Origin of the sequence: Frankia sp. AiPa1 (genome assembly GCF_023243075.1) — a bacterium.
In the GTDB taxonomy this organism is placed as follows: domain Bacteria; phylum Actinomycetota; class Actinomycetes; order Frankiales; family Frankiaceae; genus Frankia.
In genome coordinates this window covers 1-14,564 of record NZ_JALKFZ020000190.1, presented here as the reverse complement: position 1 = coordinate 14,564, position 14,564 = coordinate 1, and the positions used below count along the sequence as shown (strand labels likewise).

7 protein-coding genes and 1 tRNA gene are annotated in these 14,564 nt (G+C 74.4%); all 8 read right to left on the bottom strand.

The window, feature by feature from the left end; all coding sequences use genetic code 11:
- Window positions 1–96 precede the first annotated feature (96 nt).
- A tRNA-Leu gene (locus tag MXD95_RS26575) sits at window positions 97–181 on the bottom strand.
- Window positions 182–266: 85 nt separating this feature from the next.
- Window positions 267–536: an MmyB family transcriptional regulator gene (locus tag MXD95_RS29435; RefSeq protein ID WP_374122155.1), complete on the bottom strand. Its 270-nt coding sequence runs from the start codon at window positions 534–536 to the stop codon at window positions 267–269.
- Between the two features lie 190 nt (window positions 537–726).
- Window positions 727–1,659 (bottom strand): NADP-dependent oxidoreductase, encoded by a 933-nt coding sequence (locus tag MXD95_RS26570; RefSeq protein WP_250643478.1) that lies wholly within the window; start codon window positions 1,657–1,659, stop codon window positions 727–729.
- A gap of 98 nt (window positions 1,660–1,757) precedes the next feature.
- Window positions 1,758–2,849: a hypothetical protein gene (locus MXD95_RS26565; RefSeq protein WP_250643477.1), complete on the bottom strand. Its 1,092-nt coding sequence runs from the start codon at window positions 2,847–2,849 to the stop codon at window positions 1,758–1,760.
- Between the two features lies 1 nt (window position 2,850).
- A complete protein-coding gene (locus MXD95_RS26560; protein WP_250643476.1) occupies window positions 2,851–3,813 on the bottom strand; it encodes a hypothetical protein in 963 nt (320 codons plus the stop codon).
- Between the two features lie 65 nt (window positions 3,814–3,878).
- Entirely contained in the window at window positions 3,879–4,652 is a 774-nt protein-coding gene (locus MXD95_RS26555) for a thioesterase II family protein (protein WP_250643475.1), read from the bottom strand.
- The gene (locus tag MXD95_RS26550) at window positions 4,649–11,356 is read right to left on the bottom strand and encodes a type I polyketide synthase (protein ID WP_250643474.1); all 6,708 of its coding nucleotides are present in this window, start codon (window positions 11,354–11,356) and stop codon (window positions 4,649–4,651) included. Before MXD95_RS26550 ends, MXD95_RS26555 begins: the two co-directional genes overlap by 4 nt.
- Window positions 11,356–14,564 (bottom strand): type I polyketide synthase (locus MXD95_RS26545; protein ID WP_250643473.1); only part of this gene is annotated, 3,209 nt, incomplete at its 5' end. The genes MXD95_RS26550 and MXD95_RS26545, both read right to left, overlap by 1 nt.

Genomic DNA, 14,564 nt, shown 5'->3' with positions numbered 1-14,564 from the left:
ATCCTGCTCGTGTCCTAGCCACTGACCGCGATGCGGCTGGCTACGTCAATATCATCTGTGGTAGATAACTTGAAGTAATCTGGCAATCACAAAGAGTGTCCGAGGGGGGACTTGAACCCCCACGCCCGATAAAGGGCACTAGCACCTCAAGCTAGCGCGTCTGCCATTCCGCCACCCGGACAGGTGGTCACGGGCCTCGCCCGTGCACATCGGAGATGCTACACGGTCAGAGAGGGAGGTTGTCGCTACCCCCGACCATCGGCAGCTCAAGGCCAACACGATCTCTGCGGGCGACGCTGACCGTCATAGTCCAGCGCGAGGTCGACGGTGTCGAGACCGAGGTCGTCCAAGGTGTCGTGGATGATCCGCTTGTGGTCGGCGCGGCGGACCCGGACCTCGTGTTCGGCCCAGCGGCCGGCGACCTCCTCGCTCGCGGCAGCAGATCCGCCACCAGCGACTCGACGTCCTCGTCGCCCCGCCGGCGGGCGTGTGTGGCGCGGAGGTCCGACACGTGGGCCCGGCTGTGGTGCTCCCAGTCCTCGCGGGGGAAGTGCCCCGAACCGCCGGACTGGTGAACCAGCGCCAGGCGATGAAACGGTCCCGGCCGTATCTGTCGGCGAACCCGCCGTTGAGCGCGGCCGACATCGGGTTCTGGGCCAGCCGCTCGCCGCCGGCGACCGCTACCCCACCGCGATGCTCGCCACGTTGGACAGCGAGCGCAGGAGATCATGACAACTTCTGGTCTTCCGCGACCCTGATGATCGTCTTGCCGGGGGTGCGCCGGTCGGGAGCGAACGCCCCGGGCGCTTCCCGGAGTGCCCGCACGGCCCCGACGATCGGCTTGAGGCGACCGTCCCGGACTCGCCGGGCGAGATCCACGAGCCGGACGCGATCGGGTTCGACGACGAAGAAGACAGTTCGCCCGTCCCGGGGTCGGACCCTGGGTGGCGCGGCGATGGTGACGAGCGTGCCGCCGGCGCGCACCAGAGCGGCCGAGCGGTCGAGGACGTCGCCGCCGATCACGTCGAACACCACGTCGACCTCGCCGGCATCCTCCAGTTGATCGGACTGCAGATCGAGGAACGTGTCGGCGCCCAGGCCGAGTGCGGTGTCCCTGCCGGCCGCCCGCCCTGTACCGATCACCCGGGCCCCCGCCTCGCGCGCGAGCTGCACCGCGATGGAACCGACACCGCCCGCGGCGCCGTGGATCAGGACGGTCTGGCCTGCCGCGAGGCGACCGTGGTCGAACAGGCCCTGCCATGCGGTCAGCCCGGAGATCGGCAGTGCCGCGGCCACGACGTGGTCGACATCCGCCGGAAGCGGAGCGAGATCGCGGGCCTCCACCGCGGCGTACTCGGCCAGTGAGCCGTTGCGGGTCCAGTCCGTCAGTCCGAACACCCGCTGGCCGACGGTCAGGCCGGTGGTTCCGTAACCCAGCGCGGCGACGACACCCGACAGCTCATGGCCAGGCACGCTCGGCGTCCGGTCGCGACCGGCGCGATCGGTCCATGTCGCCGGCCAGTCAAGCTCTCCGGGGGTGAACCCCGCGGCATGCACCCGCACGATGACGTCGTTCTCAGCGGCGTGGGGGTATGGCAGCTCCGTCAGGGAGAGTCCACCGACGCCGGCGGCGCGGTCTCGGACGGTGATGGCGCGCATGGCAGTCCCTCTCAGCGGTACGGGTTCTCGACGTCGAGAACCCAGGAGATGGGCCGCCGCGACATCCCATTGTCGCCGCCGGGTCCCGGGTGGATCCGTCAGTACAGTCCCTCCGGCGCCGACTGGGCGATCTGCAACGGACGGACGTTGGCCACACCGTCACAGGGCCAGCCGTCGCCGGTGTCATGGCGAACGGCCTGGTCGCGTTCCAGCACGTTCGGCAGGAACAGGTCGTCGTGCAGGACGGTGAGGCGCACCTGGCCACCCTCGCCGTAGCCGACTGTTCGCCGCCAGTCCGCCTTGTCGACGACCGCCATCGTGACCTGCGGATAGTTGGGCACGTAGGGCAGCAGATCGCCGTCGCGCTCGGCGGGCAGGCTGGCCGCATTGCCGAAGGTGTTGCCGTAGCTGACCCCGCACGGACCTTCACCCAGGACCGCGACGAACTCGCGGTACATGTCCCCGCTGAGCTGGGTGCCGCTGAGCCGGGCTCCGGCGAGACGTCCCGCGAGGTCGGGATGCCGGCGGGCCAGCGCCGCGAACAGCGCCGGGGTGGTGTTCAGATAGTCGACCGGCTGGGTGGCGAGCACCGTACTGATCTGTTCGAGCAGATGGTCGGTGTAGTCGGCCGCGTCCTTGTGCCGTCCCGCGCGGATCAGCCGTTTGACCCAGCGGGGGTCCATGTCGATGCCGTAGACCAGCGAGGCGTACAGCTCGGAGATCTCCCAGGCGCCGTTGCCGATCAGGTGCGGGCCGGTCGGGGTCGCGTGCAGCCAGCGGCGCTCGGGCTCGAATCCCTCGGTCACGAAGGACCAGCGCCGCCACACCCCGCGGTGCAGGATCATCTCCTCGGTGTAGTAGACCCGGCACGGGCTGCCGGTCGTGCCGCCGGACTCCCAGATCCGCCCGGTCAGCGGCCTGGGTACGGACCGGGGCACCAACCCGGTCGGATCCGCCTCGCGCAGGACGTCGAGGGGAAACGGCCCGAGGCTGGTCAGTTCGTCGTAGCGGGTGATGTCACGCGGGTCGAACGGCAGGTCGGCGGCGCGGGCGAGCCAGTAGGGGCTGCCCCCCTCCGGGTCGAAGTGGCGCCGCACGACCCGCACCGCCCAGTCGTCGATGTCCTCGGCCAGCCATCGCTCGGTCAGCGCCGCGTACCGCGGCCCCGGCGCCCCCACCAGCGCGGGCACGTCAGGCTCCGCGCGAGAGCGCGAGGTCGATGCCGAGATCGTAGATGGCGGTGCTCAGATCCGCGAGGTGTTCCGGCTTCTCCACATGGACGACCGGGAATGGAAAGGCGATGACACCTTCCGGCACGGCCGGGCCCACCACCACCCCGAGCCGGGTGCCGCTGAGCGCGAGGCCCGAGATCAGGTGGACCATGCTGATCGGGGTGACGGCGTTGCGCAGGAACAGGTCGCGGACCTGGTCGCCGGTGGTCAGCGCCTTGTCCTCCAGGCAGGACGCCAGCGGGATTGTGGGCGCGCGGAACTCGACCGCCTCGATGTACGGTGCCAGGAAGTCGTTGGCCGCCTGACGCAGCGGGCTGTGCACCGCCGTCGTCACCCCAGGCAGGATCACCACCGTCCCGGGCGGAACCTGCGCGGACAGGGCCTCCAGCGCGTCCCGGTAGCCGGCGAGCATCAGCATCGCCTTCGTGCCGTCGAAGGCGGTACCGAAGTCGCCGGCGAGGTGGACACCGGGTCGGGCCGGCTCGTGGTAGGTCTCGGTGTCCTCCCCGATCGGCACGAAGGCGAGCGCGAGGCCCTGGGCGGGGGCGTCCGGCGCCGGGGGCGGCGTGAGCCGGGTCTGCCACAGCAGGCCGAAGAACGCCTCCCGGTCGATCGAACCCGCCAGGCAGCTGCTGCTCATCGCGCCGAGGCTCAGCCCGCCCACCGCGCCGGGGCGTATGCCCTGCTCCGCGAGGATGTCATGGATGCCGAGGGCGAGCGCCGCCTGACGGATGGCGCCGATCGCCTGGCGGGCCTCCTGCTCCTCGGGCAGCTCCTCGGTGCGGATCCGCGCCGGCGTCAGACCGGTCCATCCGCTGATGTCCGCGTAGAGCGCGCGCATCACCTCGAAGGCGTCGTACAGCTCGGCTCCGGCACCCGGATCGTGGCTGATTCCGCCGCCGAGAATGTAACCGATGGTCATCTCAGAATCCTTTCGTGCGGTGCCGCCCGATGCGGCGTCAACGACCGACCCGTGCTTGTCTGCTGCTACCGCCGACCGGTTCCGGTGCGGGCAGTCAGGTTTTCCGCGATGGCGGCCGTGACGCCATCGCGCTCGTTCACCAGATAGAAGTGGCCGCCGGCGAAGATGCGCGCCTCGAAGGCACCGGTGGTGTGGTCGGCCCAGGCACGCAGATCCGCGACCGAGGCATGCGGGTCGTCGTCCCCGCCGAAGGCGACGACGGGACAGGTCAGTGGGGGTCCGGGAATGTGACGGTGACGCTCGACGGCCCGGTAGTCGCCGCGCACGACGGGCAGGATCATCTGCTGGATCTCCTCGTCGCCGAGAATCCGCGCGTCCGTCCCGGCGAGCTCGCGCAGCGCGTTCAGGATGTCGGCGTCGGTTCCCCGGTGGACCAGCTCGATCCGGTGCACCGAGGGGGCCCGGCGGCCGGAGACGAACAGGGCGACCGGGCCGGGTCGGCCGGCCCGGTCAAGCCGGCGGGCCACCTCGAAGGCCACGACCGCACCCATGCTGTGGCCGAAGAACGCCAGCGGCGGGCCGACGGCGGATCCGAGCAGCCCGGCCACCTGGTCGGCGACCTCGTCGATGCTTTCGAAGGGCGGCTCCGACCGCCGGTCCTGACGGCCCGGATACTGCACCGCCCACAGGTCGGTGACGGATTCCAGAGCCCGCGCGAAAGGCTGGTAGAAAGTCGCCGATCCACCGGCGTGCGGAAAGCAGACCAGGCGGATCCCGGTGTTCCGCGAGGCGGCGAACCGACGGAACCACAGGCTTTCGAGGACAGCGATGTCGGTCATGGTCGGCCTTTCGTCTTCGTCGGGGTCCGGTCGTCGCCACCGTTCACGAGTGCTCGGCTCGCTGGTGTCCCGCCTGCGTTGTGCCCCGCCTGCTCGCCGAGGGTGTTCTGGAGCCAGTCGCGGACGACGCCGGAGGTGACCTCCGCGTGCTGCTCGCCGATGGTGAAGTGGTTCCCCGGCACGTCGAGGACGGTGTGGGCGTTCGGCCAGGAGGAACGCCAGTCCGTCGCCAGGTCCTCGGGCGCGACGTCGACCAGCGGTTCGGAGGCCCGCACGAGCAGGACGGGCGTCGACATCGGCTCCGGGGCCCAGTCCGCGAACAGGTCGCAGTACCAGCCCATAGCCGTCAGTCGCGTGTCGTTCATCGCGACGAACGCCCCCTCCCGCTCGAACATCCCGCCGACCAGCACGTCCTGGAACTGGGCGATGGCCTGGTCGCTGGCCAGGTAGGTGTCGAGCAGGACGACGGCCGCCGGGTGGAGTCCCCGGCGCTCCAACGCCCGCGCCGCGGCGACCGCGAGCAGGCCACCCGACGACGCGCCCAACAGGACCGGCGGCGCCGCGGCGCCGTGGATGGCGACGGTCTCGGCCAGCAGGTCAATCAGGGCGTGGACACTCGTCGGCAGCGGCTCGTCGTCCTCGAAGCCGGGCAGCGCCACCACGGACACGTCCCGTTCGCCGCGGAAGAACGACGCGAACCGCAGGAACTGGTGGACCCCGCCGAGCGCGACAAAGGACGAGAAGCAGATGACCGGCGGGCGGGCGGGCCCGCGGGCGATCCGGACCGGTTCGGCGATCCGGGCGAGGCCGTCGACGCCGGTGAACATCGGCCGCAGCAGCGCCGCGTCCCGCAGCAGGTCCAACCCGACCTTGATCCTGCCGGCGGCGGTGGCCTGGCGAAACAGCGCGGTGGCCGGTTCGGCGTTCACCCCCGCCGCCGGATCGGGCGAAGCGGGGCCGGCGGCGGGATCCGGCGACGGCGCGTCGCCCGTGGCGGCCCGCCCGTCGTCCAGAACCGCGCCGGCCAGCTCGGCGGACAGATGCCGGGCGAGGTCGACGGGGGTCGGATGGTCGAAGACGACGGTGGGCCGCAGCCGCAGCCCGGTGGCGTCGGCCAGCCGGTTACGCAGTCCGATGCCGGTCAGCGAGTCGAATCCCAGCTCCAGGAAGCTGCGGTGCGCCGTCACCTCGTCGGTGCTGGCATGCCCGAGCACCGCCGCCACATCGGCGCGGACCAGTTCGACCAGGATCGCCTCGCGCTCGGGCTCGCCGAGCCCGGCCAGCCGGCTTACGAACGCACCGCGTTCGACGGCGGCGTCGACGACCCGGCGGGTGGGACCCCGGCGGGTGGGGTCCGGGCCGTCGACGAGGCCGCGCAACAGCGGTGGCACCACGTCCGCCCCCGTAGCCCGCTCCCCCGCCGCCGACGCCGGCGCCGGCCGGCCGGTTCGTCGACGCAGGGCCGTGGGGGTCAGCTGGATCGGCAGGGCCACCGGCACATCGGCCGCCAGGGCCGCGTCGAACAGGGCCAGTCCCTGCCCGGTCGACAGCGGCCGGGTCCCGCCGGCCGACATCCGCGCCAGATCGGCCGCGCCCAGATGGGCGGTCAGCGTGCTGCGCTGTTCCCACATTCCCCAGGCCAGCGACGTCGCCGGCAGCCCGGCCGCCCGGCGCTGGACCGCCAGGGCGTCGAGGACAGCGTTGGCCGCGGCGTAGTTGCCCTGCCCGGCGCTACCGAACACCCCGGCCGCCGACGAGTACAGGACGAAGGCGGTCAGGTCCGCGCCGCGGGTCAGTTCGTGCAGATACCAGGCGGCGTTCGCCTTCGGCCGCAGCACCGCGCCGATCCGCGCCGGGGTGAGCGCGGCGACGACCCCGTCGTCCACCGCACCGGCCGTGTGCACCACGCCGGTGAGCGGATACTCAGCCGCGACGCTCGCCAGCGCGCCGGCGAGCGCGTCACGATCGCCGACGTCGCACGCCGTGAGGGTGGCGTCGACCCCGAGGTCGGCGAGCTGCCCGAGGAACTCCACCGCACCATCCGCCCGGATGCCATGCCGGCTGAGCAGCAGGAACCGCCGCACCCCGTGGGTGGCGGCGAGGTGGCGCACGACCAGCCGACCGAGCGTGCCGGTGGCCCCGGTGACCAGGACCGTCCCATGCGTCGCCCAGACCGGCGCGGCCCCGCCGGCGGCCCCGCCGACGGCCGCGGTGAGCCGGGCCAGCCGTTCGGCGCGGACCATCCCCTCGCGCACCGCGAGCCGCGGCTCGTCGGTCGTCAGCGCCGCCGGGAGGATCGCGTACGACTCCACGTGGTCGTCGATGTCGACCAGCACGAAACGGTCCGGATGCTCCGACTGGGCCGAACGGACCAGCCCGCGGACCGCGGCGGCCGCGAGACTCCACCCGGGCCGCCGGGGCGCCCCGGCGCCGGCGCTGCCGTCCACGCTGCCGTCCGCGGCGACCAGGTCCCGGGTCACGAACACCAGCCGGCTGGCCGCGAACCGCTCGTCGGCGAGCCAGGAGTGCAGCAGCGCCAGCGCGGCGGTGGTGGCCGCCCGCACCGCGGCCGGGACATCGTGGTCCGGATCGCCGCCGGGGATGATGGTGAACACCAGGTCCGGGGCGGGCGGGCCCGGCGCCGTCAGGTCGCGGAGCTCCCCAGCCGAGCGGACCGGCGTGCCGGTGGCGGCGAGCCCGGCGACGAACCCGTCCCGCGTCAGGCCGTCGTGTGCCGAGCGGTCCCGCGCCGAGCCGTCGTGTGCCAGGCCGTCGTGAGTGCGACCGAGTACCGCGGCCGCTCGGGGGGCAGCGCCCCGCCGGGCCGGGAGGTCCGTGCTCATCGGCGCCCACCGGATCCGGAAGAGGCTGTCGGTGCCGGCGAGCCGGGCGGCGCGGGCGGCGCTTTCCGCCTGGCCCAGCGCCCCCGCGGGAACCGGGCGCAGGGTCAGCGCGCCCACGGAGACGACGGTCCGGCCGGCGGCGTCGGTGGCGAGCAGTGACACCACGTCGGGTTCCCGCGGGGTGAGCCGGACCCGCAGGGCGGTGGCTCCGGTGGCCTGCAGCTGGACGTCGGACCACGAGAACGGCAGCCGGCCGAGCGTTCCCGCCGCAACCGGCTCGCCGAGCAGGGCGACGGCGTGGAACGCGGCGTCGAGCAACGCCGGGTGCAGCCCGAACCGTCCGACGTCGGTGCGCTGCTCCGTCGGCAGGGCGACCTCGGCGAACAGCTCCGCATCCCGGCGCCACAGCGCCCGCAGTCCCCGGAAGGCTGGACCGTAGGCGAAGCCGGACTCCGCGAACCGCTCGTAGAAGCCCTCGAGGTCGACCGGCTGCGCGCCGGTAGGCGGCCATGCCCCGGCCGCGTCCGAATCCACGTTCGGCCGGGTCCGCGCCCGGCGCGACAGCACTCCGGTCGCATGGGTTGTCCACGGGTTCCGCTCGTCCACACCGTGTTCGTCCACACCGTGCTCGGCGGCGGCGACGGGGGACGGCTCGGCCCGGGACCGGATGTCGATGCCGCGCCGTCCCGACGAGTCGACCGCACCGACGAGGACCTGCAGGTGGATCGCCGTATCGGCCGCGACAATCAGCGGCGCCGGCAGGGTCAGCTCCTCCACCTGGTCCAGCCCGACCTGGTCGCCCGCTCGGATCGCGAGTTCCACCAGCGCCGTCCCGGGCAGCAGCACGACGCCGGTGACCGCGTGGTCGGCGATCCACGGGTGGGTCCGGGCGGACAGGCGGCCGGTGAGCACCGCCGGCCCGGCGTCCGGCCAGTCCACGGCAGCGTCCAGCAGCGGATGGTCGGCCGCGGCCTGGCCGACCGACGAAGCGTCGCCTCCGATGCCGCGGTCCGCCTCGAGCCAGAAGCGGCGCCGCCGGAACGGGTAGGTCGGCAGGTCGACGAGGCGCGCTCCGGTGCCGGTGAACGCGGCGGTCCAGTCCACCGGCACCCCGTGGACGTGCGCCGCGGCCATCCCGAGCAGGAACTGGTCGAGACCACCCGCGCCGCGCCGCCCCGAGGCGACGGTCACGACGGCGTCCGGCCCGGCTCCGGCCACGCCGGCGAGGTCGAGTCCGGCGTCCAGGGCGGTCTGTTGGATCGCGGCGGTCAACACCGGATGCGGGCCGATCTCGACGAATGTCCGGTGCCCATCGGCCAGCAGAGCGCGGACCGCCCGCTCGAACTCCACTGTCTGGCGGGTGTTGCGCAGCCAGTAGGAGGCGTCGAGGGAGGCGGTGTCGATCCGTTCGCCGTCCACCGTGGAGTAGAACGGTGTCGGGACGGAGACCGGCCGCACGGGCCCGAGCCCGGCCAGCAGCCGGTCGCGGACGCGCTCGACCGCCGGTGAGTGGGAGGCGATGTCGACGGCGATGGGCCGGGTCCGCGTCCCGTCCGCCGCGCAGCGCTCCACCAGCTCGCCCAGGGCGACGGTCTCCCCCGAGACGACGATCGAGTCCGACGCGTTGACCGCTGCGACGGCGAGCCGCCCATCCCAGGGTGCGAGCAACGTGTCGGCCCTGGCCCGGGGCAGCGCCACCGCGACCATCCCGCCGCGCCCGCCGAGCTCGGCCTCCAACGCCGCACCGCGGCGCGCGACGGCGAGCGCCGCGTCGGGCAGGCTGATCGCTCCGGCGACGCAGGCCGCGGCGATCTCGCCCTGGGAGTGTCCGACCACCGCCGCCGGCCGGACCCCGAACGTTCGCCACAGCTCCGCCGTCGCCGTCATCACCGCGAACAGCGCCGGCTGGACAACGCCGGCCCGGTCCAGGCCGGGCGCGCCGGGAACGCCACGCAGGACGTCCCACAACGACCAGTCGACGTGCGGGGCGAGCGCCTGCGCGCACAGGTCGAGCCGGGACCGGAACACCGGCGAGGACTCCGCCAGCTCCAGCGCCATCCCGGCCCATTGGCTGCCCTGGCCGGAGAAGACGAACACCGGCGACCGGGCGGCGTCCGCCACCGCAGTGGCGACCAGGGGGGTGGGGCGCCCGTCGGCCACCGCGTCGAGTGCGCCGAGCAGCTCGTCCGGGCCCGAGCCGACGGCGACCGCCCGGTGTGAATGCCGTGCACGGGCCGCCACGAGGGTGTGCCCGACGTCGGCCGGGCGCCAGGACCCCTCGCCGGACAGTCGGGCGCGCAGCCGTTCGGCCTGGGCTCGCAGGGTCTCGTCGTCATGCGCGGACAGGACGAGCGGCACGGGAACCACGGCGTCGGCGCCTTCGGGGGCCGCAGGGGCCGGGGCGGCCGGGGCGAGCGGCGAGTCGGGCGGACCGCCCGCCGGACCGCCCGCCCGGCCGGCGGCCGGGGCGTCGGCCGGGGCCTGTTCGACGATGAGGTGGGCGTTCGTCCCACTGACCCCGAACGAGGAGACGCCGGCGCGGCGTGGACGGTCGTCGGCTGGCCACGGCATCGCCTTGGTGAGCAGTCGGACCGCGCCCGCGGTCCAGTCGACGGTGCGGCTGGGCCCGTCCACGTGCAGGGTCCGCGGGAGCAGCCCATGGCGCATCGCCATGACCATCTTGATGACGCCGCCGACCCCGGCGGCGGCCTGCGTGTGGGAGACGTTGGACTTCAGCGACCCCAGCCACAGCGGCCGCCGCGGATCCCGGTCCCGTCCGTAGGTCGCCAGCAGTGCCTGGGCCTCGATCGGGTCACCGAGGGTCGTCCCGGTCCCGTGCCCCTCGACCGCGTCGACCTGCGCCGGGTCGAGGCGCGCGTCCGCCAGCGCGGCCCGGATCACCCGCTGCTGGGACGGGCCGTTCGGCGCCGTCAGCCCGTTGCTGGCCCCGTCGGAGTTCACCGCCGAGCCGCGCAGGACCGCGAGCACCAGCCGGCCGGCCCGGCGGGCGTCCGAGAGCCGTTCGAGCAGCAGCAGGCCGGCTCCCTCGCCGAACCCGGCGCCGTCCGCCGCGTCGGCGAACGACCTGCACCGGCCGTCGCGGGACAGCCCACGCTGCCGGCTGAACCCGATGAACAGCCCCGGGCTCGCCATGACCGTGACGCCCCCGGCGAGGGCGAGCCCGCACTCGCGGCGGCGCAGCGCCTGGCAGGCCAGGTGCAGGGCCACCAGAGACGACGAGCAGGCCGTGTCCAGGGTCAGCGCCGGACCTTCCAGGCCCAGCTCGTAGGCGATACGTCCGGATGCCACGCTCGACGACGTGCCGGTGCCGAGGAAGCCCTCGACGTCGGGGGGGACGGCGGGTAGGCGGGCGGCGTAGTCGGTCGCCATCACCCCCACGAACACCGCGGTGGCGGAGCCCCGCAGGCTGTGCGGGTCGATGTTCGCCCGTTCGACCGCCTCCCAGGCGATCTCCAGCAGGACCCGTTGCTGCGGGTCCATCGCGAGTGCCTCCCGCGGCGAGATACCGAAGAAGTCGGGGTCGAAGGCGTCGGCGTCGGCGAGAAAACCGCCCTCGGCCGTGTACAGGGTGCCCGGACGATCCGGGTCGGGGTCGAACAGGGCGTCGACGTCCCAGCCGCGGTCGGCGGGAAAGGGCCCGACGGCATCGACGCCGTCGGCGACCAGGCGCCAGAGCTGTTCGGGGGACCGCACCCCGCCCGGGTAGCGGCAGCCCATGCCGACGATCGCTATCGGTTCGCGCGCGGCGTCCGCGAGGTCGCGGTTGCGTTCGCGCAGCGTGTCATTGTCCAGCAGCGCCGTCCGCAGTGCCTGGACGACCTTCTCCGCCGACGTGGCCATCACTGACTCCCCCCGTCAGGCCGGGACGCGACGTCGGCGTCGCCAGCTCCGTTCGATCCGGGAATCCCGGGCCGGCCGGCGGCGTCGGACGCCTCCCGGTCCCCGAGGACGAGCTGGACGAGATCGTCGAGGTCCATCGACGCGATCGCCTCCTGGCGCCCGAGCGCGGCGCCCGACCCGACGGTGCCCGCCGCACCGGCCGACTCCCCCGACCAGGCCGACTCCCCCGACCCGGACGGCCCACCCGACCCGGACGGTTCGCCTGACCCGGACGGCTCGCCCCGGGCGGGGGCGAGTTCGTCGCGCAGGTAGCCGCCCAGTACCGCGGGGGTCGGATAGTCGAAGACCAGGGTCGCGGGCAGCCGCAGGCCGGTGGCCACGCCGAGCCGGTTGCGTAGTTCGACCGCCGTCAACGAGTCGAAACCCAGTTCGCGAAACGCCCGTCCCCCCGCCGCGGCGGACCCCGGGGTGTGCCCGAGGACGGCCCCGACCTGGCCGAGCACCAGCTCGGCGAGGATCTCGCCGCGTTCCTCGAAGGGGACCGCGAGCAGCCGCCGCCGCAGGGCGTCGGACGCGTCGTCGCTCACCGCGTCCACGCCCGCGGCGCGGCGCGGACGGGCCCGGACTAGCCCGCGCAGCAGCGGCGGGACGCCGCCCGGCCCGGCCCGCCCGCCGAGGGCGGCGAGGTCGAGGCGGACGGGGACCAGCAGGGCCCGGTCCGCGGCCAGGGCCACATCGAACAGTCGCAGCCCCTCGGCCGAGGTCAGCGCCCGCACTCCGGCGCGTTCCAGCCGTCGCCGGTCGGGGTCGCCGAGCCGTCCGGTCAGCTCGCTGCGCTGCTCCCACAGCCCCCACGCCAGCGACGTCGCGGGCAGGCCCGCCGCCCGCCGCCGGTGGGCGAGGGCGTCGAGGAAGGCGTTGGCCGCGGCGTAGCTGCCCTGGCCGGGGCCGCCGAAGACGCCGGCGGCCGAGGAGAACAGCACGAACGCCGACAGGTCAAGCTGGCGGGTCAGTTCGTGCAGGTGCCAGGCGCTGTCAACCTTGGGACGCAGCACCGGATCCAGCCGTTCGGGGGTCAGCGCCGGGATCATCGCGTCGTCGAGGACACCCGCGCAGTGCACGATGCCGGTCAGGGGATGATCGGCCGGGACAGCGGCGAGCAGGTCGGCCAGGTGTTCCCGGTCGGCCACATCGACGGCCCGTACGGACACCTCGACGCCGGAGCGCGCCAGGTCGGCGACGAGGTCGGCCGCGCCCTCGGCGGCCGCGCCACGCCGGCTGACCAGCAGCAGCCGCCGCACCCCGTGCACGTGCGCGAGATGCCGGGCCACCAGCGCGCCCAGGACGCCCGTGCCGCCGGTGACCAGGACCGTTCCGTCCCGGTGCCAGCGGGCGGGCGCGTCTTCGCCGGTCGACGGCGGGGCCGGGGCCCGGACGAGCCGGGCGGCCCGGGCCGCACCGTCGCGGATCGCCAGCCGCGGCTCCCCGCTCGCCAGCGCCGCGGCGACCAGCGCCTCGGTCGAGGCCGCACCACCGCGATCCCCGCGGACCTCCCCCGCGCTGTCGGCGACGCCAGAATCCCGGTCGACGCCAGAATCCAGATTGACGCCAGGATCCAGGTCGAGCAGCACGAACCGGTCCGGAGCCTCCGCCAGGGCCGAGAGCACCAGGCCCCACACCGCGGCACCGGCGAGATCGCGCACGTCGTCCCCGGGACGCGTCGCCACCGCCCCCCGGGTCACCACCACCAGCCGCGATGACTCGAAGCGCTCATCCGCGAGCCAGGCCCGCAGCCAGGCCAACACCCGGTGGGTCGCGCGCCGTACCTCGTCCGGCGGGTCCTCGGATCCGACTCCCGCACCCGCCGCGTCCCGGATGAGCGGCAGCAGAACGACCGCGGGGAGATCGCCCGACGGGTGGGTGGCCGCGAGCGCGTCCAAGTCCGGGTACCGCCGGGTCGGCAGTCCCCAGGTCTCGCCCGCGGCCCGCGGCCCGTCGCCGAGGGCGGCCCAGGGCCGGTCGCCCTCGGGCGGGCTCTGGTCGGCGGCCGAGACGACGACCCAGTCGAGCTCGAACAGCCGGTCGCCGACACCGGCGGGCCCCGTGGGCTGGTCCGCCACCGGCCGCGTGACCAGCGACTCCACCACGGCAACCGGGCCCGCGTTCTGGTCGGCGAGGACGATCCGGGTCCGGTCGGGACCCTGCGGGCTCAGCCGGGCCCGCAGGGCACCGGCGCCCGCCGCGAACAGGCTCACCCCGCCCCAGGAGAACGGTAGCCGGGCCGAGCCGGGCTGCCCGGCCGGATCCGCCCCCTGGCCGGCGGCGACCCACAGGCTCTGCAGCACGGCGTCCAACAGCGCCGGGTGCAGGGCGAACGAGCTGGCCGTGCCCCGCAGCTCGGACGCCAACGCGACCTCGGCGAAGACATCCTGGCCGCGGGTCCACACCGATCGCAGGCCCTGGAAGGCCGGCCCGTAGGCGTAGCCGGCGGCGGCGAAGCGCTCGTACACGCCGTCGAGGTCCACCGCCGAGGCGCCGGGCGGCGGCCAGAGTCCCGCCAGTTCGGCGAACGCGTCGCCGTCCGGATCCGGCTCGGCCGCCCCACCGCCCGTCCCCGGGTGACCGTAGGCCGTGCCGTGGGCCTTCCCGTCGGCCGCGAGCAGGCCACCGGCGTGCCGGACCCAGGCCGCGCCGCTGTCATCCGCGGGGCGGGCGTGCAGGGTCAGCGGCCGGTTCCCGTCGTCGTCGGGACCGTCTATGCGCAGCTGAAGATCCACCGCCTCCCGTTCGGGCAGGATCAGCGGGGCGTCGAGGGTGAACTCCTCGACCTGGCCGCATCCGACCTGTTCGGCGGCGCGCAGGGCCAGCTCCAAAAACCCGGTGCCCGGCAGCAGGACGGATCCGGCGAACGCGTGCTCGGCCAGCCAGGGATGGGTCCGCCGGGACAGCCGGCCGGTCAGGATGTGACCATGGCCGTCCGCGAGCTCGACGGCCCCGCCCAGCAGCGGATGGTCGGCGGGAGCGATCCCCGCCGCGGCGACGCCGCCGGCCGTGGGGGGCGCCGCCGCCCACCAGTAGCGCCGTTCCTGGAAGGGGTAGGTGGGCAGGCTGGCCGTCACCGCCGCGTCACCCGGCGGGCCGGTAGGTGGCGGGCCGTCCCCCGCGGACGGCGGCCCGGCAGACAGCGGCCCGGCGGCGTGCGCGGGGC

What these genes read in the sequence shown, in the direction of transcription:
- MXD95_RS26570 (WP_250643478.1), bottom strand. Translation starts at nt 1,659, where the DNA reads ATGCGCGCCATCACCGTCCGAGACCGCGCCGCCGGCGTCGGTGGACTC.
- MXD95_RS26560 (WP_250643476.1), bottom strand. Translation starts at nt 3,813, where the DNA reads ATGACCATCGGTTACATTCTCGGCGGCGGAATCAGCCACGATCCGGGT.
- MXD95_RS26555 (WP_250643475.1), bottom strand. Translation starts at nt 4,652, where the DNA reads ATGACCGACATCGCTGTCCTCGAAAGCCTGTGGTTCCGTCGGTTCGCC.
- MXD95_RS26550 (WP_250643474.1), bottom strand. Translation starts at nt 11,356, where the DNA reads ATGGCCACGTCGGCGGAGAAGGTCGTCCAGGCACTGCGGACGGCGCTG.